Here is a 23,905-nt window from a genome sequence, read left to right on the forward strand (position 1 = left end):
GGCTGGATGTCGATACCGCCTAGGCGGCGACGGCAGCAAAATAGGCACGGCAGTCGGCGAGGAACTCCTGTGCCAGCCGACTGGGTTCGATCTCGGCGGTGGTGACGAAGGCATAATCCTGCATCAGCTTTGGCGCGAACGGCCGCGCGATCAGCCCCTCGCGCAGGTAGGAGCGCGCCAGCAGGCCGTTGACGATGGTCAGCCCGATGCCACGGGCTGCCAGCGCGCAGGCCGAGCCGATGGTATGGGTCTCGACGCGAACATTGGGCTTGATCCCGGCGTCGGAAAAACTCGCCTCGATCTGGGTGCGCGAGGTGCGGCCCTGACCGAGCAGGATCAGCGGTGCCCGGCCGACCAGCGCCGGGCTGAGCACCGGCTCCTGAGCCAGCGGGTGGCTGCTGGCCATCACGCACACTGCTTCACTTTGTACCAGCGGCTCGGCGACGAGGTCGGTCCGGTCAAGCGGCAGCTTGACGAAACCGCCATCAACCATGCGGTTGGCGATCATCAGCCGCGCCGTCTCGACGCTGCGCGAATCGATCGACAGCCGCACGCCGGGCAGCCGCTTGAGGAAGCGTGCGGCGATGTCCGGCACAACGCTCTCGCACAGGCTCGGCGGGCCGACGAGCCGCAGTTCGCCGACGCGGAACTCGGCGATATCGCGGACCAGCGAGAACACCCGCTCGATCGAGCCCAGCGACCGGCCGACCTCGCCGTGGAGCAGCATGCCATCGGCGGTGAGGATCAGCCGGCCCCGGTCACGGTGGAACAGCTGGAAGCCGATTTCCGCCTCGAGGTCGGCGAGCATCCGGCTCACCGAGGGCTGGCTAAGGCCGAGCTGCCGCGCCGCGCCGGTCACCGAGCCGGTCTCCACGATGGCATGGAAACCGCGCAGCGTGCGCAGGTTGCTGCGTTCCTTCACCAGGGGGCGTCACCGATCATCGGCAGCACGATATGCGATGGATGGTCGGGCGAGAAGTGCAGCCGGTTGTGGGCGCGGACCAGATCGGCCTCGTCCGTCGCCGGCGCCAGCCGGCCGCCGTTGATGTCGAAATGCGGGAAATTGCTGCTGGCGATCTCGATGCGGATGCGGTGGCCGGGCAGGAACAGGTTGCTGGTTGGAAACGCCCGGACATGCACCGCCGCCACCTCGCCCGCCGCCAGCGGATTCGGCACCGCGAAGCCGTCACGGAAGCGCAGTCGCAGCACGCCATGCGCCAGGTTCATCGCAAAGCCCTCCGGCCAGTCGGCGCTTGGTGGATACACATCGACGAGCTTGATCATGACGTCGGTATCCTCGGCCGAAGAGGCGACATGCAGCACCGCCTCGAACTGGCCGGTGACATCGACGGGCCGGGCCAGCGGCTCCGTCTCGAACACCAGCACATCGGCGCGGTCGGCCAGCGCACGGCCGGGGACATGATGGCCGAACCAGCCGGCGCGCTCGCGCTGGTCGAAGGCGCCGGCCTCCATCAGCGGCGCGCCCGAAGCGATGGCGCCGCCGATCGTCGGCACCGGATCGAGCGGATCATGTGTCCACTCTGCATGGCCCGGCTCGGCCGGGGGTGCCGCGGAGAGCGCCCGGTCCGGCCCCAGCCAGAGCCGCACCGGCCGCGCAGCCGGCGGCGGCCAGTTCGGTGCATGCTGCCAGCTGCCGCCATGCGCCAGCCGCCCCTCGGCCGTGCGGGTGCCCGGCCCGCCGCCCATCCGGAACCAGCTTACCGCATGCGGCAGCGGGTCCGGGGCGGTGCCCTTCAAATGATGGTCGAAGAACTGCCGGCGCAGCGCCACATAATCATCGGCAAGATTGCCATCGAGCGGCGCCGCCGGCCCGAAGTCGACGTCGCCGCTATGGCCGAGCGAGCGCTGGCCGTGCGTCCACGGCCCCAGCACCAGCCGCAGCCGGCCCGGCCGCGCCGGGGCCAGGCCGGCGAAATTCTCGATCGCCGTCAACGCATAGGGATCATACCAGCTGCTCATGTGCACCATCGGCACATCGGGGAACCGGTCATGATGGCCGATCGACCACAAGGCCGGCTGGCGCCAGAAATCGGTGAAGCATTGCTGCGCCCACAGCGCCAGCACATAGCCCTCATAGTCGGGCGCCGCCGCCAGCGGGCTGTGGCCGGCCTGCCACGGCACGGCGCCGACCCAGTCGCGGATGTCGAGGTCATCGAGCGCCTGCCGCCGCACGGGATCGGCCAGCGTCTCCGGCGACAGCCGCGCGTGCTTCAGCGCCCAGGTCAGCTGCTTCAGCTCGAAGGTGCCGCCCTGGCGAATGCCGCTATGAAAGGCGCTGGAGAAGCCACCCGAATCGAGGAACATCGCCGCCAGCCCGGGCGGCGCATCGGCCGCCAGCGCCGTCTGCACATGCGCGCCATAGGACAGGCCGAGCGTCGCCACCCTGCCATCGCACCAGGACTGGGCGCGCAGCCAGGCGATAGTGTCGACCCCGTCCGGGCCTTCGTTCAGATATTTGGTGAAGCTGCCTTCAGAGGCATAGCGCCCCCGGCAATCCTGGAGCACATAGACATAGTCGGCCTCGGCAAAGCGCCGGGCGATCGCCGGCTTGGCCACCGGCTCAGGTTCAGCAAGGCTGCGGTCGCCGCGATTGGTCTTGCGCTTGCCATAGGGGATGCGCTCGAGCAGCACCGGCCATGGCCCCTGGCCAACCGGAAAATGCAGATCGGTGGCAAGCCGCACACCGTCGCGCATGGCGACCATCACCTCGTTCACGGCTGAACCACGACAGGAACGGCCATCCGCGACGGCGCCGCCGGGCCGACCGGCAGGCCGAGCGAGGCCCAGCTTGCGACCAGCAGCAGCCCGATGGCCCCGAAGCACAAAGAATAGGGCAGCATCAGCGCTATCACCGAGCCCACCCCGAACCCCGAGGCCCAGCGCTGGCACATCACCAGCACCAGCGGGAAGTTGGAGGCCACCGGGGTAACGATGTTGAAGATCGAATCGCCCATCCGATAGGCCGCCGTCGTCATGTCCGGCGTCACCCCGAGCATCATCATCAGCGGCACCACGATCGGCGCCATCGCCGCCCATTTCGCCGACGCCGAGCCGATGAACAGATCGAACACCGCTGACAGCAGCAGCAGCATCACCAGCAGCAGCCCCACCGGCACGTCGAGCCCGGCGAGCACCCCTGCGCCCTTCACCGCGATGATCGGGCCCATGTTCGACCAGCCGAACATCGCCACGAAATGCGCCGCGAAGAACACGATCACCAGATAGGGCGCGACCGTCCGCATCCCCTCGTTCATCATCCGCACCACGTCCCGGTGTGAGCCGATGGTGCCCGCCACCCGGCCATAGGCCCAGCCGCAGCCAAGAAACAGCAGCAGGAAGCCGGCAATCAGCGCCCGGTAGAAGGGCGTATAGCGTGCCGGCCCGGCGGCGCCCTCATCCACCAGCGGCGTGTAGTCCGGCCACAGCGCCAGCGCCGCCATGGCACCGACCAGCAGCAGCGCCACCAGCCCCGCCTGGCGCAGCCCCCGGCGCTGTTCGGGCGCCAGCGGCCCCGGCGTCTCGATCAGCGCCGCCGCCTCGCCCTCGGCATTCCAGCGCCCGAGCCGCGGCTCGACGATCCGGTCGGTGACGAACCAGGCGATCGGCGTGAACACCAGCCCGATGGCGGCGGTGAACCACCAGTTGCCAAGCGGATTGAGCACCCAGCCCGGATCGATCAGCCGCGCCGCCGGCGCCGTGATGCCGAGCATCAGCACATCGAACTGGCCAGGCACGAAATTGCCTGCAAAGGCCCCGGAAATGCCGGCATAAGCCACCGCGATCCCGGCCAGCGGATGCCGCCCGGCCTCGGCATACAGAAACGCCGCCAGCGGGATCAGCACCACATAGGCGGCATCCGAGGCATGGTGGGACAGCACGCCGATGACGAACACCGACGGCGTCAGCCAGCGCCGCGACACCGAGCGCATGGCATTCCCGATGAGCGCGCTAAACAGCCCTGAGCGCTCGGCCACCGCCGCCCCCAGCATCACTGTCAGCACCAGCCCGAGCGGCGGAAAGCCGGTCAGCGTCTGCGGCATCTCCACCAGCAACCGGCCGAGATTGGCCTCGGAGAGCAGGCTCTCAGCCAGCATCGGCGCGCCGGTCTGCGGGTTGAGCGCGCTCCACCCCAGCCCGGCCGCGATCGCCGAAGCCAGCACCAGCGCGCCGATCAGCGCCAGGAAGATGAACACCGGATCGGGCAGCGCATTGCCCAGCCGCTCCACCCGGTCGAGCCAGCGCCCGCTGCCCGGCGGCTGGAAAGGCGAGGCTGTCATCGCCCGGTCAGAAGGTCAGGCCGATCGTCGTGTAGAGATACCGCCCCCGGATATCATAGGTGTAGATATCGAAGTTGATCGGGTTGTTGGCGCGCGAGGCCGGCGGCTGCTGGTCGAGCACATTGTCGACGCCAACAGCGAAGCGCACGCCGGTGCCGGGCACGTTCACGCTGGCCTGGAGGTCATTGTAGATGATGGCCTTGATCCGTCCGCCGTTGAGCGTGTTGTTCGGCACATCGGCCGAGCTGCCGATATAACGCCCGCGCCAGCCGATGCCAAAGACGTCGTTGCTCCAGCGCAGTGAGCCCTGGCCCTTCCAGCGCGGGAAGGTCGAGCGCGGCTGGTCGGACAGCCCGGCCCGGTCATCGACGATGACATCGCCGTTAGGCTGCGGCGTGAAGGTGCGGAACCGCTGAAGATACGCCACGTCGATCATCGTATCGATATTGCCGCTGCCAAGCGGGAAGCCGACGCGCAGCGTGGCGTCGACGCCCTCCACCTCGATGCGAGACAGATTGACCACCGCCTGCCGCAGCTCGAGGATCTCGCCCGAGGGCGCGCGCCGCACAAGATCGCAGAAATTGCCGGTGGTTGCGCAGCCCGACAGGATCTGAGCCGCCGACTGGGCGGTGATGGCATCGCGGACGTTGATCCGGAACCAGTCGACGGTCAGCGAGGTGCGGGACATGTTCGGTGGCGTGATGGCGACGCCGAGGCTGTAGCTGTCCGAGGTCTCGGCAAACAGGTTGGGGTTGCCGGCGGTGACGCCTGCCAGCGCGCCCGAGCCAAACTGGTTCTGGTTGTAGCTGGTCGGCACGCCGGCGCAGCCCGGCAGGTTGCCGCCGCCGCCGTTGCAGGGATCGACCGCCTGGAAATTGGTCTGCCGCAGCCCCTGGTTGAGTTCGAGGATGGACGGTGCCCGGAAGCCCTGGGCCCAGGTGCCGCGCAGCATCACCCCGCGCACCGGCTGCCAGGCCGTGCTGACCTTGCCGGTCGCCCGCCCGCCGACGGTCGAGTAATGCGAATAGCGCATCGCCGCATCGACCTCGAGCCGATAGAAGCCGGGCACATCGGCAAGGATCGGCAAACTGACTTCGCCGTACACCTCGTGCAGGTCGTAGCGGCCCTGGGTCGGTTCGCGCGCCTGCGCCGTGGTCGGCAACTGCCCCATGCCGCCGACCAGCGGCAGCACGGTCGAGAAGGTGTTGGCAAAGCTGTCGGGATTGTCGACGGCCTTTTCGTTGCGATACTCATAGCCGGCGGCAAAGCCGACCTCGCCGCCCGGCAGGTTGAACAGCGTGCGGGAGACATTGGCCGAGATGTTCCACATCTCCGCGCGCTGCTCGTCGAAGCCATTGTAGCGGATATAGTCCGCCATCTGCGGCGTGATTTCCCCGAAGATGTTGAGCGGCGTGCACCCTGCCGACGCCGCGCACAGCGCCGGAGAATGCAATGCCCGGTAGACATTTTCGAGATTGATCTGGTTCTGCGCCGTGAAGGTCGCATCGTTGCGGTTCCACGAAGCGAACACATCGAAGTTCCAGCGTCCGGCGAGCTCGAAGCCGCCCTCGAAGCCGCCGGCGATGCGATAGGTCTTCACTTCCTGCTGGTTGTCGCGGTTGCCGACCTCGACCGCCACCCGCTGGGCGCGAAACGCATTCTGGGTGAAAGCCAATGCATTGGCCTGCGGTACGCCATTGGCGGTGCCGAACGGATTGAACGCCTGGTCGGCCGAGATCCGGAAGCCGTTCGAGCCGCGCACATCGAGCAGGAACGGCGAGAACAGCTGCGACGACGAGCGATAATTGTACAGCCCCTCGAGCTTGAACTCGACACTGTCGCCAATATCGGCGGTGACGCGCCCGAAGGCGCCGTAGCGCTCGGACGGGCCGATCGAATAGATGCCCTGCGCCTGGGTATTGTAGAAATCATCAGGCAGCCTGGCGACGCGGAAGCCATTGTCGGCGGCGCTGCCGAAACCGGTATTGCCGACGCCCGGCAGCCGGGTGATGGCATTGGCCGCATTCTGGCCGAAATTGGCCGGCGTGCCGAAATAGGCATTGTTGGCAAGGCCCGGCAGCAGGAACAGCCCGCGCGGGCTGGTCGGCGGCGCCGTCACCGGCGTCAGCGCCACTTCGGTCAGCGCCCGGTCGGCGGTGAAGACGGGCTTGGTGTTGCTGTATGTAAAGGACACCAGCACCGAAGCTCGGCTGCCGACCTTGCCCCAGTTGACATGGCCGGAGATATTCTCGTTGTCGCCGCGGTCGGTCATGCCGAAGCGGGCATTGGCCTCCAGCCCGTCGATCTTGCGCTTGGTCTTGATGTTGACCACGCCGGCGATGGCGTCGGCACCATAGATCGCCGAGGCACCGTCCTTCAGCACCTCGATATTGTCGACGATCCCCATCGGGATCGTATTTAGGTCGACGAAATCGCGGAAGCCCCGGCCGCCGACGGCATTGATCCAGCGCTTGCCATCGACCAGCACCAGCGTGCGGTTGCCGCTGCCCTCGGCGCTGCCGAGATAGCGCAAATTGACCGAGCTGACGCCGAAGGCCGTGCCCTGGGTGCCGTTGTTGTTGAGGCTGACGCCGACGCCCGGCAGGTTCTGGATCAGGTCGCCGACGGACGTCGGGGCGGTGAACAGGATATCGTCTTGCGTCAGCGTGGTGATCGGCCCCACCGACGCCGCGTCAGACCGGAGGATGCGCGACCCGGTGACGATGATGCCCTCGTCGTCGTTGGCGACCACCTCCTGCGCGATCGCTACGGCCGCACTGCTCGCCAGCAACGCCGCCATGCCCAGGCGGATCGTTCCAGATACACGGATACCCATTGCATTTCCCCTTGTTCATCAGCCCCGGCCGTGGACGGCCTCCCTGCCAGCTCTGTCGCCGACTTGGTCAAATCCTGGGGTCAGACGCCAAGGTCATGCAAGATCATGCCATGAAATTATCCTGCCATAGCCTGAAGCTATGGACCACGCGCGAAGATCGCTTCGATCTGCAGCAGCTGCCCGGACGCCGGATCGGCAAATCCCGGCCAAAGCGCCGACAGGGAAAGGCCGGCCGCGCCCATCTCGGCAAGCAGCACCTCGAACGACACCGCCCGTTCATACAGCGGTACCAGCGACACTTCGAGCTGCACCGAAGCTGCAGCGGCAATGGTCTCGGGCGCCCCGGCAATGACCTGACGCTCGAACCCCTGGGTGTCGATCTTAAGGTGCAGCGGTCCACTGTCGCGCCAGGCCGCCGCCGCCGTGTCGAGCCGCGCTACCGGCACCTCCTCGGTGCCGACATAGGCCGAGGCCGGCGCCGCATCCCGGTGCCGGTCGAGCATTGGCAGGAGGGACGAACTTGCACTGTTGCCGGCGATGTTGAGATGCGCCGTCCCCGGTGCGTCGCCGAGCGCGGTGCGCGGCGCCACGTCCCAGAGCGGGTCCGCCGCCGCAGTCGCCGTCAGCCCCGCATGGGCACTGGCCTGCGGCTCGAACGACACGATCCGCCCGCGGTAGCCGATCGCCCGAAGCAGCTCGCCATATTGTCCGGTATTAGCCCCAATATCGAGGACCGTGGCGATGCGCAGCCGGCCGAGTAGCGCCTTCATCTGCGCATCGGGAGAGAGGGTGGGGAGATAGCGATGCACATCCCAGCCCCGGCGCCGCAGCGCCCAACGCAGCCATTCCTTCATGATCCGGCGCCCTGAGATTCAAGCATCGACAAACTCCGGGCGTGGTCCGCCCTCCAGCAACCAGCGATAGAATTCAAGCGTCTGCCCGGCGATCAACGGCCAGCCGTGCCGCGCCGCCACCAGCGCAGCACCGCGCGCGCCCATCGCTTCACGCGCTGCCGGCGGCAGCAGCATCGCCTCGGCCATGGCCCCGGCAAGAGCCTCGGCGGTCGGCTCTGTCCACCATCCGGCGCCAATGGCCGGCAGGTCGGACCAAGGCGTCCCGGTCGTGGTGATCACAGGTCGCCCATGCGCCAGTGCCTCCGCCACAACGATCCCGAAATTCTCCGAACTGGAGGGCAGGATGAACAGGTCCGAGCCGGCATAAAGCACTGATTTGCGGACATCGGGCACCGATCCCCGCAATTCGATCCGCGAGGCCAGGCCGAGCCCGGCAATTTGCAATGCCAGCTCGGCGCGATGGCCACGTTCATCGGGCCCGGCAATAACCAGCCGCCAATGACCAAATTCCGGCCGGTCCATCAGCATCGACCAGGCATCGACCAGCGCCGGCAGGTTCTTCTTGGGATGAATGCGGGAGAGAAACAGCATCGTCCGCGGCGCGTCCGGCGCCGGGTTGTGCGGCGGCACCGCCGCCGGCATCTCGACCCCATTGGCAATCACCGCGATCGGCGTCCGCTTGACGAGCCGCCGGAGATTGGCCCGCTCCGGCTCGGCCGTGGCCAGCAGCCCCGCAGCCGTGTCAAGCAACCGCTGCTGGAACAGCGCCAGCGCCAGCCGCTTGCGGCCCGGGTTCCATGCGAGTGCCCAGGGTTCCAGCATGCCATGCGGGCTGATGACAAAGGGCCGCCGCACCCGCCGGGCGCTGGCCGCAGCCGCGCGGTTGGCCGACAGCCAGACGCCATTGTCATGCAGGATCGAGCGGCCAGGCACATCGAGCAACCGCGCCGTTACCCGCCGGCGATCGGCCGACCCCTTCACCTGCGTCAGCGGCGCCAGCGCCGGATCGGAGCGCAGCAGCGGCGCCCCGTCGGGCTCGGTGCGCGCCACAAGGTGGACGTCCGCCCCGGCCCGCGCCTGGGCCTCCGCCAGCAGCACAATAGTTCGCGATGGGCCGCCCTGCATTTCGGCAAGGCTGTCGACGCTCTGGACGATCCGCAGGCTCATGCCGGCACGGGCTGCTGGCCAGTGGCCGGCCGGCCCTGCTCACGCGGTAGCGTCGACCTGTCCGCACAACCCGCGAGCATGATCAGCGTCCCGACAAGGAACCACATCTCGTTCATCAGCTGGGTGGAAGCCATGACCATCACCAGCAGGACCAGGGACAAGGGCAACACCAACGCGAGAGACGACAAGGCGCGCACCCAGGCTGCGCGCAGCGTGCGGGACAGGATGAAGATCACAAACAGCAGCAGGCCGACCAGGCCCTGTTCGGAAATCAACCGCAGCACGAGGGTCTTGGCAGAGAAGACCTGGCCTTCGGCATAGGCTGCCTGTTCCGGCAACAGGTACGGCGTGGCATAGAGATGCGCATTGCCTATCCCCACACCGAACCACAGCCTGTCCGAATCGACCGCCAGCCACTTTGCAATGGCCATGTCAAAATCTTCTAGGGCCATCTCCAGATTGAAGCGATCAACCGTTCGCTCGCTGATCACATCGATGACCGGGAAGCCCGCGCCCTCGGCGAAGATAACCGCGATGATCAGGGGCAGCACCACGGCCACCGCTACCAGCGTGATGGAACGGGCCGACCGTTGCACCGGCACCCGGCAGACCCACATGGCGGGCACCAAGGCAAAAGTGCCCGAGGTGCTGTAGGTCAATATCATAGCGATCAGCAGCAATAACCAGACACCGAACAGCTGCCGTCCCCGCACGTCACGCGTGGCCAGCGCGATTCCCTGAATGACCACCATGCCCAGGCCGACCGCCGTGCCGACATTGCGTGGCTCGTCGGCGAACGAGTTCATCCGATAGATGAACAATCCGTCAAAATTGACAATACCCTGTCTGATCATCTGTTCGCCGCCGCCCAGCAGCGCATTGAAGAAACCGATCGGCATAGGGTTCGTGCCCGTGGCATACCAGATGATCAGCTGTGCAAATCCCCCCGCCGCCAGCACGATCGTCGAAGCCAACCAGACACGAAACAATAGCAGGGCATCGCCAGGCCTATTGAACAGCCATGGCACCAGGATCACTGGCGATAGGCTGAAAAGATACATCAACATCTGGACCACGGCGCGAACGCTGGGACTGCGCAAAATGCTGTTGTCGATCGCGACCTGGGGCACGCTGGCCATCTGGAACGCAGAATCGACGATTGCATAAAGCACCATGATCGCAAACGGCCAACCAACGTGCAGCGTGCGCGGCGGCTGGCCCGCATAGCGCAGGCGCAGAAGGGAGACGAGGCAGAGCGGCGCCATGACCAGCTGGTAGGCCGTAAGCCGCAAGCCGAGTTCCACATTTATCCCTGTCCAGCTCACTAGAAACAACCCGAGCAGCAATGCAGCGCGCGGATTCTGCAACGCAAGCCAGGTGGATGTCACCAGAGCTGCCATAATGAACAGAACCAGCATTGCCGGTCAGCCCGCTGCGGGATCGGGGCGCAGGCGGGCCGCGATGCCGCCGAGCGTCGCTACCGGATCGCGCAGCCGCCGTGCCAGCAGCCGCGCCGGTGCCTCGATCCGGTCCAGCCCACGCGGTCTCCGGCCGAGCGCCTTGCAGCGGATGCGAGCGAGATCCTCGGCCATGCGCTGCGCCAGTCGGCCCGAGCCAGTGATGGTGTCGCCGTAGAGCCGGAAGGCGCCGAGCCGGTCGGGGACGTTCAACGCCGTCGCACCGCCCAGCGCCATGTCAACCAGCAACTCGGCATCCCAGCTGGTCCGGTTGTCCGGGTTGAAGCCGCCGCCGGCCATGAACGCCGCCCGGCTGAAATAATGCGCCTGTTGCAGATAGGTCATCGCGCCATGGCCGAAATCGGCCAGGCTCATCTGCGATGACCCGGTTTCACGAACGCGCTCCCCGGCCCTGTCGATGATCCAGCCCCGGCCGAGCAATTGCCCGAGCCCGGGATGAGCGGCAAAATGGCCGGCAACTGCCGCCAGACTGCCGGGCAGCGCCAGGTCATCGGCATTGATATAGCCAAGGATATCGCCCGTCGCCGCCGCAAAACCCTTGTTCAGCCCGTCGGCCGGCCCCTTGTCCGGATCGAGCAGCAGCGCCGACAGCCGCGGCCGCCAACATTCGAGAATCTCCCGGCTGCCATCGGTGGAACCCGGATCGACAACGATATGTTCGAGACCGGGATAATGCTGGTCATGCAGCGAGGCCAGCGCCGCCTCCAGAAAAGGGGCCTGGTTGAAAGACAGCGTGACAACCGAAATCCGGAGCGCCGCCCCCGCCTGCCCCGTCATCGTTGAACAAAGGTCCGGTCGCGCGGCGGTCCGAGCAGCAGCGCGAGAATGCAGCCGCCGACCAGGCCCAGCACCAGGGCACCGATCAGTATAATGCCCTGGCGCGGGCTGACCGGATCGGCGGTGACGGTAGCCGCGCCGAATCGCTGAGTCGCAAACGGCGTCGGGTTCCTGGCCAGCATCAGCCGCTGCTCCTCGGCCGCCCGGGTTGCAAACATCGCCTGCCGATGGTCGAGCGCCGTCACCTGCTGCAGTCGCGCATCAAGATGGGCGATGTTGCCACCCGCCCGAGCCAGCGCCCGCGCCCGCGCCCGATCATCAGCGACCTGATGCAGCCGCTCGAGCAGTGCCTTCGCGAAGGCCGGATCACGGTGCACCACCGTCAGGGTCACGACCGGGCTCTGCGGGTCTTCGTTGATGCCGATATTGCTCGCCAGCCAGGTCTGCAGCCGCGCCGCGTCGGGGGCCTGCCAGGCCGGAACCGAGGCGCCTGCAAGGCCCAATATGGCCGCAGTGGCCCGATCAGCCAGGCTCGGATGCGGCATCCAGCCGGTGCCCGTCCATTCGTCCTCGAAGATGCGGTGCATCAACGGCCGGTCGCGCGCCAGTGCGGCGGCACTGCGCGAACTGTGCAGATCCTCGAGATATAGCCGGAACGGCGTCGCCTCGGTCTCGAGCCCGACCCCGGCGAGCGCTGCCAGCCCCGACAGCGACCCGAGCCGCGGCGCCCGGTTCTCCGATCCCGGCGCCGCCGCCACCCGCATTTCGGCCAGATAGACATAATCTGCCGTACGGAGATAGGCGATGGCCATGACCAGGCTGCCCGCCATCACCAACGCGATCAACGCCCATCTCGCCTTCAGCGCCTGCCAGAACATCGCCACCAGGTCGGGGGCGGCGGTTATCGCCACCTCGGCCTGAGCATCAACCGGCTTTGATGGAAAAGGGTAATGCATCGCGGTTTGCCCTCGCACAAACTCGGATCAGGGTCCATCTTGGCCGTGCATTTTGCGCGGTTCGCGCTCCGCTGCCGCTTCGCAAAGCGCCGCGATCAGGTCGCCGCCGGTGGTGTAGGCGCGCCAGCCTAGCAACGCCTTCAGCCGCGCCACATCGACCGGCGGCGGCGGCGGCGGCTCGGCCGGTCCCTCAGCCGGCAACCGCGCCAGCCATGCCTCGGGATCCAGCCGGAACCAGCGCCCGGCATGGTCCGCCATCTGATGCGCCGTCATCGCCTCGCCGCTGGCCACCTCGATGTCGGTGGCCATCGGCGACGCCGCCAGCCGCGCCACCGCATCGACATATTCGGGCGTCCATCCCCAGTCCTCGGCGGCGCTGTCGGCCAGCGCCAGCGGCACTGCCGCCCGCCCGTTGGCAGCGCGGAACGCTGCCAGGCTCAGCCGAGCCGGCAGCACGTCGGGCCGGCCCAGCCGCGAATCATGGGCATGAAGAATGGCATTGACGGCAAAGCGCCCGGTTTCGCGGCGAATCCGGCTGATCTCCCTTGCCAGCTGCATCGCCGGACGATGCGCCACCAGCAGCCCCTTGTCGACGACATGGACCAGCCGCGCCTCCGTCGGCGCCGCGCCCAACACGTCATCGACCAGCGCTGCTGTGCCGTCGCGGTCACTTGAAACAATGTACACACTAACGGCCCGTGCCGCCGCCGCCGCCGCATTCTCCGGCGCCACTTCGGCCACATCGTCCTGGCTGCCGAGCGCCGCCAGCAGCGATGGCCCGGCCGCGGCAGTCCCGCTCACCCGCTGGCCGCGTGCCTGCAGCAACCGCGCCAGATAGGCGCCGGCCGGCATGTCGAGCCCGAGGACAAAAGCCGCGGGCACGCTGCCGGCGGACGGGGAGGATAAGGTCACCATCTCCCTATTGCGTCGCGGGCCGGTCCCGCTGTCAAGCCGAATGGCCGGTCAACACGATGTTAGGGTTTGAAGCGGGCACGCCTTCGCCGTAATGAAGCCGGGCGAGTCGACCGGTCACGCGGACCTGCCGGCATCGGCACATGGAGCAGGGACGCCATTGAGCAGTGCAGTTGTCATGAGACCCTATGCGCCGCGCAAGCGCATGTGGGTTGGCTGGCGTGTGCTGCTGGCCATGCTGTTGCTGTTCGTGGCAGCCTTCTATGGGCTGATGACCGCCGTCCTGCCAGTGCAGCTGCTGGTCATCCCGCTGGTGCCGATCCTGCTGGTTCTCGGCCTCTGCCTCTGGCTGCTGCCCGATGTCGGCGGCCTCTACGACGAGCGGTTCGAAACCTATATGTGGTGGTTCATCGGTTTCAACATGGTCTGGCCCGGCTATGTTGCGCTCGATCTGCCGGGCCTGCCGTGGATTGCGCCGCTTCGGGTGGTGATGGCGCTGCTGGTGATGACCTTCCTGTTCAACATCGCCACCTCATCCCATGCCCGGCACGAAGTCTCCCGCAGCATGAATGCCGTGCCCGTCCTCAACCGACTGTTCTGGGCGTTCTGGCTATTGACGACGGTCACGCTCGTGGTGTCGCCCGATCTGCCGGCGTCGATGAACAAATATGCCAACAACCAGATTTTCTGGACGTTGATGTTCCCGCTTGCCGCGCTGGTCGGGCGGCGCGAGGGCATGATCAAGCGTGCCTGCACGATCCTCGTCGTCACGTCCATCTTCGTCGCCTGCGTCGGCATCAACGAATACCGCATCCAGAAAGTCATCTGGATCGATTATCTGCCCCAGATCCTGCGCGCCGACGAAGAGATCATCGACCAGCTTTCCCAGCTCAATGCGCGCGCCGGCACCACCGATTACCGGGTTCGCGGCCCCCAGTTCGCCAGCCTCTACTTCGCCGAATGCCTGTCCATGGTGTTCCCGCTGGTCGTTCACTACACCTACCGCGCCAAGGACATTTTCAACAAGCTGGCGCTGCTGCTCGGCACGGCGGCGATGATCACCACCATGTACCTGACCGGCGCGCGCTCCGGCGTGATCGGCATCCTGCTGACGCTCATGCTGTATCTTCTCTTCGCCGCCGTCCGCCGCCGCGCCGAGAACCCGGTCTCGCTCGGCGCCACGGCAATGTTGATGGCCTATCCGGCCACGGTCGGCATCGTCGCGCTGCTCGTCGTCTTCTGGCGCCGCGCCCATGTCATGGTGCTCGGCGGCGGCCAGCACCAGAATTCGTCGATCGCGCGCGACGGCCAGTGGGATCGCGGCTGGAGCATTCTCGCGCGCAATCCGTTCGGCCACGGCGTCGACCGCTCGGCCGAGGTGCTCGGCTTCCGCTCGCCCAATGGCAAGATCACCATCGATTCCTATTATCTGTCGGTGATGCTCGATTATGGCATCATCGCGCTGCCCATCTTCCTGATGATGTTCTCGCTGCCGCTCTGGTACGGCTTCATCTCGCTCAAGCGCGTCCGCACCCCCGAGATGGAGCTGATCGCGCCGCTGTCGATCGGCCTGTTCAACTTCCTCATCATCAAGTCGGTGCTCAGCTCGACAAGCAACTTCCCGCTGGCCTTCATCATGCTCGGCTTCATGGTCGCGCTGATCGCCCGGATGCAGTCCGATGACGCCGTGCTCGCTCGCGAAAAGACCGATACCAGAACCGATGCCGAAGCCGACCGTCAGATCGCCGTCGCCCGCGGCAGGACGGTCATGGGCTGAAGGCATGACCAGCCGCGCCGACTATCCGCAGTTCCGCCCGATCCAGACCCGCTGGATGGACAATGATGTCTACGGTCACGTCAACAACGTCGTCTACTACAGCTGGTTCGACACAGTGGTGAACGGCCATCTGATCGAAAGCGGCCTGCTCGATATCGCCGGCGGGCCGCTGATCGGCCTCGTCGTCGAAACCTCCTGCCGCTACCATCGGCCGATCGCCTTCCCCGATATCGTCGAGGCCGGACTGCGCATCGTTCGCATCGGCAATTCCAGCATCCGCTGGGAAGTCGGCCTGTTCACCGCTGGCGAAGCCGGGCCGGCGTCGGAAGGCCATTTCATCCATGTCTATGTCGATCGCCACAGCCGCCGCCCGGTCCGCGTTCCCGATCACTGGCGGCGCACCTTGGCGGGATTGCTGCCCGCGGCGGACACATCTCTGGACTCGTTCGCCGCCCCGCTCTAGCAGCCAGCGATGACCAGCAGCAGCGTGCCTTCGGGCGACACCGTCCTCATCCTCGATTTCGGCAGCCAGGTGACGCAGCTGATCGCCCGGCGCGTCCGCGAGATCGGCGTCTATTGCGAGATCGTGCCGTTCAGCCACGGCGCCGAGGCGCTGGCCCGTCTTTCGCCCAAGGCCGTCATCCTCTCCGGCTCGCCGGCCTCGGTCGGCGATGCCGGCTCGCCGCGCGTGCCCGACGAAGTCCTCGCCGCCGGCCTGCCGATGCTCGGCATCTGCTACGGCGAGCAGGTGCTCTGCGAGCAACTCGGCGGCAAGGTCGGCAATTCCGGCCACCGCGAGTTCGGCCGCGCCGAGCTGGAGGTCATCGAGGCCTGCCCGCTGTTCGACGGGCTCTGGACGCCCGGCGAGCGCCATACCGTCTGGATGAGTCATGGCGACCGGATCGAGGCGCTGCCCCCCGGCTTCCGCGCCATCGGCCGCTCGGAAGGCGCGCCCTATGCCGCCATCGCCGATGTCGCCCGCCGCATCTACGCCTTCCAGTTCCACCCCGAGGTCGTTCACACGCCGGATGGCGCGGCGCTGCTCAAGCGCTTCGTCTGCGATGTCGCCGGGCTGGTGCCGGGCTGGAGCATGGCCGGCTTCCGCACCGCCAAGATCGCCGAGATCCGCGCCCAGGTCGGCACCGAGCAGGTGCTCTGCGGCCTGTCGGGCGGCGTCGATTCCGCCGTCGCCGCCGTCCTCATCCACGAAGCGATCGGCGACCAGCTGACTTGCGTGTTCGTCGATCATGGCCTGCTGCGCGCCGGCGAGGCCGAGCAGGTGGTCAGCCTGTTCCGCGAGCATTACGGCATCCGCCTGATCCATGTCGACGCCGGGGACACCTTCCTCGCCGGCCTCGCCGGGGTCACCGATCCCGAGAAGAAGCGCAAGTTCATCGGCGGCGCCTTCATCGACGTGTTCGAGGCGGAGGCGAAGAAGATCGGCGGCGCCCGCTTCCTCGCCCAGGGCACGCTCTATCCGGACGTCATCGAAAGCGTTTCGTTCACTGGCGGCCCCTCCGTCACCATCAAGAGCCACCACAATGTCGGCGGCCTGCCAGCACGGATGAACATGGCGCTGGTCGAACCGCTGCGCGAGCTCTTCAAGGACGAGGTCCGCCGCCTCGGCGTCGAGCTCGGCCTGCCGCCGGCCTTTGTCGGCCGCCACCCCTTCCCCGGCCCCGGCCTGGCCATCCGCATCCCCGGCGAGGTCACCAAGGAGGCCTGCGACACGCTCCGCCAGGCCGATGCTATCTATCTGGACGAAATCCGCAAGGCCGGCCTTTATGACGAGATCTGGCAGGCCTTTGCCGTGCTGCTGCCGGTTCGCACGGTCGGCGTGATGGGCGACGGCCGCACCTATGACAAGGTCTGCGCGCTCCGCGCCGTGACCAGCGTCGACGGCATGACCGCGGATGTCTACCCGTTCGAAAGCGCCTTCCTTGGCCGCGTCGCTACGCGCATCGTCAACGAGGTCAAGGGCATCAACCGCGTCGTCTACGACTATACCTCCAAACCCCCCGGCACCATCGAGTGGGAATGATTTAGGCCGCCCCTGCCCGGTCCGCCCGAGGACAGGGGTTGCTGCCTGGCCCGAAAATGGCATTGAAGATCTAGCGTTTCTTCGCGCGTTTCAGCCGACGTGCATTTGATGTCGCGCGGGCATGGACCGGCTTCACGGCACCAGCGCCAAGCGCCACACTGCGTTCGATTGCCCGGGTGCCATGTGCAATATTCCGCGCCGTCATCGCTTTCAGTTCGGACGCCGTGGGCGGCCGCCCCTTCAGCGCCATCGTCCCCAGTTGGTGAGCCTGCGTCAGCAGGTCCGCCTGAATCGCCCACCATTGTGTTGCGATGGCCGTTCCGGCTTGGGAAAACGCCGCGATCTTCTCCGGGACCATGCGCGCCAGTTCGACATGGTCCGCCTCGAGCGGTGACGCCAGCGCGGTCCGGATCATCCCCGAGCGCGCATCGATGACGTCGTGCGACGCGCCCAGCGTCTCCGACACTCTTTGTCCTGTGCGAGACATCTCAAGCGTGGCGTCCATCATGCGGATCCACAAGGTGAAGGCGTTGAGCAAGAAAGGTCTCCCGAGCAGAAGCTGTACGGGACAGGAACGCCCGGCCACGCAAATGGTAGCCAAGGAAGCGAAAATCTTTCTGCCGGCGCCTGCCCTCGCCGGCTCAGCACCAGAACCGCTTCATGTCGATCAGATCCTCATGAGCGCCGGCGGCGGCATCCAGCAACGGCTTGCGCTTGCCGCCGGCCAGCAGCCGCCCGGCATCCGGATCATCGGCAAGGCCGAGTTTCTCCAGTACCTGGGGTGCGGTCGCGAGGTCGTTGAGCGCGCCAAGCTGATCCTGAAGCCCCTCTAGCGCGGCGGTGAACTTCTTGTACCGTCGCCGTTCGCGCTTGCGCTCGAACAGGCTGACGAAGAACTCCGATGCATAGCGCAGCTTCTTGGCATCCTTGCGCAGTTCGTGGCGCGCCTCGTCGTCCGCATCGGTCAGGTCGCGTCCACCCCGCTTTACCTTGCGGCGATATCGGTCAAGCGCGGTCGCGGCGAAGTCGCGCGCGGGCTGACGGGCATGCCCGATACCGCCGGGCGCCTCCGGCCGCTCGGCCATGGAGATCCATTCCATCAGATCGAGCATCAGTAACCGTACCCGTGACGATCCCAGCACGTCCCCCACCCGATCATAGGCTGCCTCGCGTGCTGCGAGGATGCGATCGCGCAGCGTACCGGGCTTGGCACGTTCAAGCAGCACGTCGAGGTTGCGGGCGTCACCCAACTCGCCGGCCAGCCAGCGCAGGTCCTCGCGCAGCGCCGTATTGGCGTCACCGCCGATCATCGGCTTGAAGATGGAGAAGGCGGAGCGCAGCCGACGCAGCGCCACGCGCGCCTGGTGCAGGGCGTCGGCGTCGCGGCCAATTGTCAGCAGCGCTTCGTTCAGCCGAAACTGTCGCAGGCAGTTGTTGACGATATGGCGGAACGCGTCGATCGCTGTCATCCCGCCGCCGAGCGTCACGGCCTCGGCCTTGACCATTGTCACAGCGGGCCCGGCGAGCCGATAGCCCCGCTCGGCCTTGCTCTGCACGCCGAGGCGCACGGGCGCAACGGCATCGAGGCGGCGGGCGAACGCAAACAGCGCCGCCGGTTCACCCCTTTTCAGTTCGAGCTCGATTTCGCAGATCGGGGCATGCCGCTCGTCGGCCACCGCCTTGCCGCGATCCAGCACCAACTCGATCACCGCGCCGCCCTCGCTGATGAGCCAGCTGCGGCGCTCGATCCGCACCTCGAAGGCGGCGCTCAGGTCATTGATTGCCTCGCCAAGCAGCGCCCGGATCGGCGTTGCATCATCGAGGACCGGTATATCGTTCCGGATCGGGCGTTCCCATTCAGGGCGGACGAACAGGCCGGCGGCGCCGGCACCCTCCGCCTTGACGGTTTGGGTGCGTTTCCGGCCCGACCGACGGATACGAAGCGAAAGCCCCGCCCTGGACAAGGCGTGATCGGGCGTATCGAAGTAAAGCGACCGTTGCTGGGCAATGTCCGGATCGGCCGGCAACAACAGGGACGCTTCGAGCGCATCCGCCGCTTGCGGCGTCAGTTCGAGCTTCAATTCGACTTCGTCCGCCATGCAGTCCTCTTGAAACGGGTTGCGCTTCACCGCGGCCGATGTCGCGTCATCAGCGCGAACCCATAAAGCACGATGATGAATCGCCGGCATCGATGCCAGTGATTTTGCGCGCATGATCCTGTTCAGGCACTTTTCCGCTGCCCGGGTTTCCTCAAATGTCGATCTCTGCCCAAACGGCCGCATGATCGGAGCCCGCATCTGCCGGGCGGCCGACCTCTGCATAGGCATCCCAGCGCTTCGGTCGCGATCCCGGCCACATGCCCTTGCGGAAAACACCGCCGGTCTGAACACGGTCGAACAACGCTGGTGACAACAGCAGATAATCGATCTTGTTTACGGCGTTGCACAAGCCGTACGTGCCTGGATAGCCACCATCGTCAAATGACGGATGATCGAAGATGTCCCTGAGATTGGTACCCTGAAGCAGCGGCGCCAGCGGCTCGCTGCCGGGCGTGTCGTTGAAATCGCCAATGATCGCGACATGCTCCGCGCCATTGTCCACCAGGCCCTTGTAGATTTCGGCGATACGCGCGGCCTGAGCCTTGCGCCTCGCGTCGGATGCGGCCTTGCCGCCATAGCCCTTGCTCTTGAGATGATTGACCAGCACCAGCAGCCGCGTGCCGCCGGGTGTGGTGACTTCGAACTGCGGGCAATCGCGCGAAAACACGGGCTGGCCGTTCGGGAGACGATCGTCGACATGGCTGCGCAGCGCCCCGATCGGATAGCCCTCGCGGCTCATCAGTCCGACATCGATGCCGCGCTCGTCGTTACCGTCGATCAGCATGACATGGCGATAGGGGTTGCCGCCCAGCGCGCGGACGATCTCGCCGTTGAACGCCGCAAGCACCGGGCGGCTTTCGGCCTCGACCACGCCCAGAACATCGGCATCGAGGTCGATCATCACGCGTGCGGTGTTCCGCATCGCGTGCTCGTTGATCGGCTCGTCGCGCAGTTCCAGCGAGCCCACCCAATCGGCGCGGCCGTCGGCGTCGATCACGATGCCGCCGGTCTTCGGCCGGCGCAGCAGGCCACCCCGGTTCCGGCGCAGGAGAACGAAGGGGCCTGTGTCTGACTTCTCCAGCCCAAGCTCGACCATCAGGTCCGCCATTTGCGACTTGTCGGCATCGCTGTAAGCAATCTGGCCAAGGAGCGCGTTCAGCGCCGCGAACTTCTCCAGAACCGGGCGGCCCTTCTCCCAGCTGTCGAGGTTCATCGCCTTGGCGCGGTCAAACAGATTTTCGACATTGTAGACAGCGAGCTTCATTGCACCCTCCCCCTATGGCCGAGATCTTGCCTGAACCAGGTTGCAACTTGAAGACCGATCATCGGCAGGCCACCCGTCAAATAATGAGCCGGCCTTTTGCGGGGTCGTCAGATTCTCCTTGTTGAAATTGGATGGGAGCGGGAGTCAGAGCCCTCGCGGCCTAGGTGGTATCGACATTCAGCCGAAGTGCGCCTTCCTAGGAATTATATGCCTTCAGCGAGAACGATATGCCTCCGGCGGCTGGGGCCGTAGGCCCCAGACCCCGATAATCAGGCCTCCGCAAGGCGACGACAGAAGGTCCTGCGGGATCGATCAGATGATTTGGGGTCTGGGGCCTGCGGCCCCAGCCGCCGGAGGCAAGTTTCTTAAGAATGTCGATACGGCCTAGCCCCGGATGAACGCCAGCAGGTCCGAATTGACGACATCGGCATTGACCGTCAGCATGCCGTGCGAAAAACCCGGATAGATCTTGAGCGTGCCATTGCCGAGCAGCTCGGCTTGCAGCACCGCGCCGCCGGCATAGGGCACGACCTGGTCGTCGTCGCCGTGCATCGCCAGCGTCGGCACGGTGATCGCCTTCAGGTCATCGGTCTGGTCGGTTTCCGAAAATGCCTTGATGCCGTGGTAATGCGCCAGCGCGCTGCCCATCATGCCCTGCCGCCACCAGTTGCGGACCACCCCTTCAGACGCTGTCTCGCCCGGCCGGTTGAACCCGTAGAAGGGGCCCGAGGCGATATCGAGGAAGAATTGCGCGCGGTTGGCCGCAAGCGCGGCCCGAAAGCCGTCGAACACCTCGATCGGCGTGCCGGCCGGGTTTTGCGCGCCCTTGAGCATGATAGGCGGCACGGCGCTAACCAGCACGGCCTTGGCGACGCGCCCCTGAGGCTGACCGAACTTCGCGACATAGCGGGCGACTTCGCCACCCCCGGTCGAGTGGCCGATATGGACCGTATCGTGCAGGTCGAGATACTCGACCACGGCCGACGCATCCGCCGCATAATGGTCCATGTCATGGCCGCTATCGATCTGCGACGAGCGCCCATGGCCGCGCCGGTCATGCGCGACGACCCGGTAGCCCTGATTCAGGAAGAACAGCATCTGCACGTCCCAGTCATCGGAGGACAGCGGCCAGCCGTGATGGAACATGATCGGCTGGGCGTCCTTCGGCCCCCAGTCCTTGAAAAAGATCTCCGCACCGTCGGACGTGGCAACATAGGGCATGGTCATTCTCCCTCTTCGCGGACGCGAGTCTCGCCGGCCGCCGCCCGCCATCATAGCCGGGATTTGGCCGCCGCCAATCACCCCCACGCCGCCGCCTTCGCACCCTCCCGCGCCAGCCCGACAAAGGCCTTGAAGGCGGCCGACGGATGCCGCCGGCCCGGATAATAAAGACACAGCGGCGCCAGCGCCGGCATCCAGTCTGTCAGCACCGCCTCGAGGCGCCCCGCCGCGATATCCGCCCGCACATCGGCTTCCATGAAGAAGCCGATCCCCATCGCCGCCAACGCCGCTGTCCGTGCCAGGCTCGCCTCATCGAGCGTGATGCGCCCGCCCACATCCACCTGCAGCGATTGCCCGTCCTTCTCGAACGGCCAGCGAAACAGCGCCCCGTTCGGCAGCCGCACGCGGATGCAGGCATGGGCAAGCAGGTCCGGCGGCACGCGCGGCCGGCCGTGCGCCGCAAAATACCCCTGCGACGCCGCCACCACATGCCGCCGCGACGGCCCCAGCGGCACGGCGATCATGTCGCTGGGCACCAGATCGGCGCTGCGAACACCCAGATCGAACCCCTCCCCGACGATATCGACCAGTCGCCCCTCGGTCACGAGGTCGACATGCACGGCCGGGTGCCGCTCCAGGAACCGCAGCACGAGCGGTGCCAGAATCTCCCGCGCCGCGCTCGCAAAGGCATTGATCCGCAGCGTCCCCGAAACCGTCTCCTGCTGCGACCGCGCCGCGTCCATCGCCTCATGAATATCCCGCAGCGCCGGCCCCACCTGCGCCACAAAGGCCCGTCCCGCATCGGTCAACGACACGCTGCGGGTCGTACGGTTGAACAGCCGCACCCCGAGCTGCCGCTCCAGCTTGCCGATCGCATTGCTCAGCCCCGTCGTCGACAGCCCCAACTCGAGCGCCGCCGCCCGGAACGACCCCCGCCGCGCAATCGCCAGCACCGCATCCAGCTCGATCAGGCCATCGCGCATGATTATCCTGTCAACCGAAACAACACGTCCCATTTTGTCCCGATTATCACCTGACAAGTCCAGCCCTAAACTCTCCCCCGAACCACGACGGAGACACAGCATGCCCATCCAACTTCCCAATATCATCCATGCCTATTTCACGGCCGACAAAGGCCGCGACGCCGAGGCCGTTTCCGCCTGCTTCACCGATTCCGCCGTCGTCACCGACGAAGGCCACACCCACACAGGCCGACCCGCCATCGCCCACTGGAAGGCCGAAGCCTCCAACCAATACACTTATGCGGTAGAGCCCTTCGCCCTCGCCACCCAACGCGGCCAGACCGTCGTCACCAGCCACCTCGTCGGCAACTTCCCCGGCAGCCCGGTCGACCTGCGCTACCTGTTCACCCTGCAGGACGACCACATCGCCGCCCTGGAGATCAAGCCATGACCCTCCCGCCCCCCTTCCTCACCCTCGAAGGCAAGACCGCGCTGGTCACCTCCGGCACCCGCGGCGCCGGCGCCGCCACCGTCGCCCTGTTCCGCCAGCTCGGCGCCCGGGTCCTGACCACGGCCCGGACGAAGCCGGACGCCCTCGCCGACGATGATTTCGTCGCCGCCGACCTCACCCGCCCCCAAGGCTGCGCGGCGCTGGCCGACGCCGTCCGCCAGCGGCTGGGCGGCGTGGACATCATCGTCCACATGCTGGGCGGTTCCTCGGCCCCTGCCGGCGGCTACGCGGCACTGACCGACGAGGAATGGGCCAATGAGCTCGATCTCAACCTGATGCCCGCCGTCCGCCTCGACCGCGCGCTCGTCCCGGAGATGGAGGCGCGCGGCCACGGCGTCGTCATCCACGTCACCTCCATCCAGCGCACCCTGCCGCTGCCGGACGCCACCACCGCCTACGCCGCCGCCAAGGCCGCGCTGTCCACCTACAGCAAGGCCCTGTCGAAGCAGCTCGCGCCCAGCGGCGTCCGCGTCGTGCGCGTATCGCCCGGCTGGATCGAGACCGAAGCCTCCATCGACCTCGCCAAAAGACTGGCCACCGAACACGGCACCGACATCGAGGGCGGCAAGCAGATGATCATGGAATCGCTCGGCGGCATCCCGATCGGCCGCCCTGCCCGCCCGGACGAAGTCGCCAGCCTGATCGCCTTCCTCGCCTCGGACCGCGCCGCCGCCATCACCGGTACCGAACATGTCATCGACGGCGGCACCATCCCCACCGCCTGAGCCTCATTTCGCCCGCACATCCGCGTC

Annotated in this window: 20 protein-coding genes; 5 read left to right on the forward strand and 15 right to left on the reverse strand. The window is 66.6% G+C overall.

Annotation, left to right across the window (positions count from 1 at the left end; genetic code table 11):
* Positions 1-19 precede the first annotated feature (19 nt).
* The 10 genes from ACTIFJ_RS02500 to ACTIFJ_RS02545 all read right to left on the reverse strand — a co-directional run bounded on the left by ACTIFJ_RS02500 (position 20) and on the right by ACTIFJ_RS02545 (position 13,281).
* Complete coding sequence (locus ACTIFJ_RS02500) at positions 20-922, reverse strand: LysR substrate-binding domain-containing protein (RefSeq protein WP_439532504.1); 903 nt, start codon at positions 920-922, stop codon at positions 20-22.
* Complete coding sequence (locus ACTIFJ_RS02505) at positions 919-2,736, reverse strand: CocE/NonD family hydrolase (protein ID WP_439532505.1); 1,818 nt, start codon at positions 2,734-2,736, stop codon at positions 919-921. Before ACTIFJ_RS02505 ends, ACTIFJ_RS02500 begins: the two co-directional genes overlap by 4 nt.
* Positions 2,733-4,298, reverse strand: coding sequence for an AbgT family transporter (locus tag ACTIFJ_RS02510; RefSeq protein ID WP_439532506.1), 1,566 nt, complete (start codon positions 4,296-4,298; stop codon positions 2,733-2,735). Before ACTIFJ_RS02510 ends, ACTIFJ_RS02505 begins: the two co-directional genes overlap by 4 nt.
* A 7-nt stretch (positions 4,299-4,305) precedes the next feature.
* The gene (locus tag ACTIFJ_RS02515; RefSeq protein WP_439532507.1) at positions 4,306-7,134 is read right to left on the reverse strand and encodes a TonB-dependent receptor; all 2,829 of its coding nucleotides are present in this window, start codon (positions 7,132-7,134) and stop codon (positions 4,306-4,308) included.
* 137 nt (positions 7,135-7,271) lie between these two features.
* Positions 7,272-7,988: an FkbM family methyltransferase gene (locus ACTIFJ_RS02520; protein ID WP_439532508.1), complete on the reverse strand. Its 717-nt coding sequence runs from the start codon at positions 7,986-7,988 to the stop codon at positions 7,272-7,274.
* An 18-nt stretch (positions 7,989-8,006) separates the two neighbouring features.
* On the reverse strand, positions 8,007-9,155 hold the full coding sequence (locus ACTIFJ_RS02525; RefSeq protein WP_439532509.1) for a glycosyltransferase: 1,149 nt from the start codon (positions 9,153-9,155) through the stop codon (positions 8,007-8,009).
* Positions 9,152-10,573, reverse strand: a complete 1,422-nt coding sequence (locus ACTIFJ_RS02530) for an O-antigen ligase family protein (RefSeq protein WP_439532510.1) — start codon at positions 10,571-10,573, stop codon at positions 9,152-9,154. Before ACTIFJ_RS02530 ends, ACTIFJ_RS02525 begins: the two co-directional genes overlap by 4 nt.
* A gap of 6 nt (positions 10,574-10,579) precedes the next feature.
* A complete protein-coding gene (locus ACTIFJ_RS02535; RefSeq protein ID WP_439532511.1) occupies positions 10,580-11,410 on the reverse strand; it encodes a glycosyltransferase in 831 nt (276 codons plus the stop codon).
* A complete protein-coding gene (locus ACTIFJ_RS02540; RefSeq protein ID WP_439532512.1) occupies positions 11,407-12,366 on the reverse strand; it encodes a hypothetical protein in 960 nt (319 codons plus the stop codon). The genes ACTIFJ_RS02535 and ACTIFJ_RS02540 overlap by 4 nt, the downstream gene beginning before the upstream one ends.
* 27 nt (positions 12,367-12,393) lie before the next feature.
* Positions 12,394-13,281 (reverse strand): hypothetical protein, encoded by an 888-nt coding sequence (locus ACTIFJ_RS02545; protein WP_439532513.1) that lies wholly within the window; start codon positions 13,279-13,281, stop codon positions 12,394-12,396.
* Positions 13,282-13,456: 175 nt separating this feature from the next.
* On the opposite strand from ACTIFJ_RS02545, the gene ACTIFJ_RS02550 reads away from it, so the two are divergent.
* Genes ACTIFJ_RS02550 through guaA form a run of 3 tightly spaced genes read left to right on the forward strand, consistent with a single transcriptional unit; the run spans position 13,457 to position 17,096 of the window.
* A complete protein-coding gene (locus tag ACTIFJ_RS02550; protein ID WP_439532514.1) occupies positions 13,457-15,055 on the forward strand; it encodes an O-antigen ligase family protein in 1,599 nt (532 codons plus the stop codon).
* A gap of 4 nt (positions 15,056-15,059) precedes the next feature.
* Positions 15,060-15,518 carry an acyl-CoA thioesterase gene (locus tag ACTIFJ_RS02555; protein WP_439532515.1) on the forward strand — a complete coding sequence of 153 codons (459 nt, stop codon included), beginning with the start codon at positions 15,060-15,062 and terminating at the stop codon, positions 15,516-15,518.
* Positions 15,519-15,527: 9 nt separating this feature from the next.
* Positions 15,528-17,096: a glutamine-hydrolyzing GMP synthase gene (guaA, locus tag ACTIFJ_RS02560; RefSeq protein ID WP_439532516.1), complete on the forward strand. Its 1,569-nt coding sequence runs from the start codon at positions 15,528-15,530 to the stop codon at positions 17,094-17,096.
* Between the two features lie 70 nt (positions 17,097-17,166).
* Here guaA and ACTIFJ_RS02565 read toward each other — a convergent pair whose 3' ends face one another.
* The 5 genes from ACTIFJ_RS02565 to ACTIFJ_RS02585 form a co-directional block, all read right to left on the reverse strand.
* A complete protein-coding gene (locus ACTIFJ_RS02565; RefSeq protein WP_439532517.1) occupies positions 17,167-17,634 on the reverse strand; it encodes a hypothetical protein in 468 nt (155 codons plus the stop codon).
* 103 nt (positions 17,635-17,737) lie between these two features.
* The gene (locus ACTIFJ_RS02570) at positions 17,738-19,423 is read right to left on the reverse strand and encodes a CYTH and CHAD domain-containing protein (RefSeq protein WP_439532523.1); all 1,686 of its coding nucleotides are present in this window, start codon (positions 19,421-19,423) and stop codon (positions 17,738-17,740) included.
* Positions 19,347-20,459 (reverse strand): endonuclease/exonuclease/phosphatase family protein, encoded by a 1,113-nt coding sequence (locus ACTIFJ_RS02575; RefSeq protein ID WP_439532518.1) that lies wholly within the window; start codon positions 20,457-20,459, stop codon positions 19,347-19,349. Before ACTIFJ_RS02575 ends, ACTIFJ_RS02570 begins: the two co-directional genes overlap by 77 nt.
* 384 nt (positions 20,460-20,843) lie before the next feature.
* A complete protein-coding gene (locus tag ACTIFJ_RS02580) occupies positions 20,844-21,680 on the reverse strand; it encodes an alpha/beta fold hydrolase (RefSeq protein WP_439532524.1) in 837 nt (278 codons plus the stop codon).
* Positions 21,681-21,757: 77 nt separating this feature from the next.
* Positions 21,758-22,663 (reverse strand): LysR substrate-binding domain-containing protein, encoded by a 906-nt coding sequence (locus ACTIFJ_RS02585; protein WP_439532519.1) that lies wholly within the window; start codon positions 22,661-22,663, stop codon positions 21,758-21,760.
* A 100-nt stretch (positions 22,664-22,763) separates the two neighbouring features.
* Here ACTIFJ_RS02585 and ACTIFJ_RS02590 point away from each other — a divergent pair, with 100 nt between their 5' ends.
* Positions 22,764-23,093, forward strand: a complete 330-nt coding sequence (locus ACTIFJ_RS02590) for a nuclear transport factor 2 family protein (protein ID WP_439532520.1) — start codon at positions 22,764-22,766, stop codon at positions 23,091-23,093.
* Positions 23,090-23,878 carry an SDR family oxidoreductase gene (locus ACTIFJ_RS02595; protein WP_439532521.1) on the forward strand — a complete coding sequence of 263 codons (789 nt, stop codon included), beginning with the start codon at positions 23,090-23,092 and terminating at the stop codon, positions 23,876-23,878. The genes ACTIFJ_RS02590 and ACTIFJ_RS02595 overlap by 4 nt, the downstream gene beginning before the upstream one ends.
* Positions 23,879-23,905: the final 27 nt, after the last annotated feature.

The organism is Polymorphobacter sp. (assembly GCF_051860865.1).
Lineage (GTDB): Bacteria > Pseudomonadota > Alphaproteobacteria > Sphingomonadales > Sphingomonadaceae > Sandarakinorhabdus.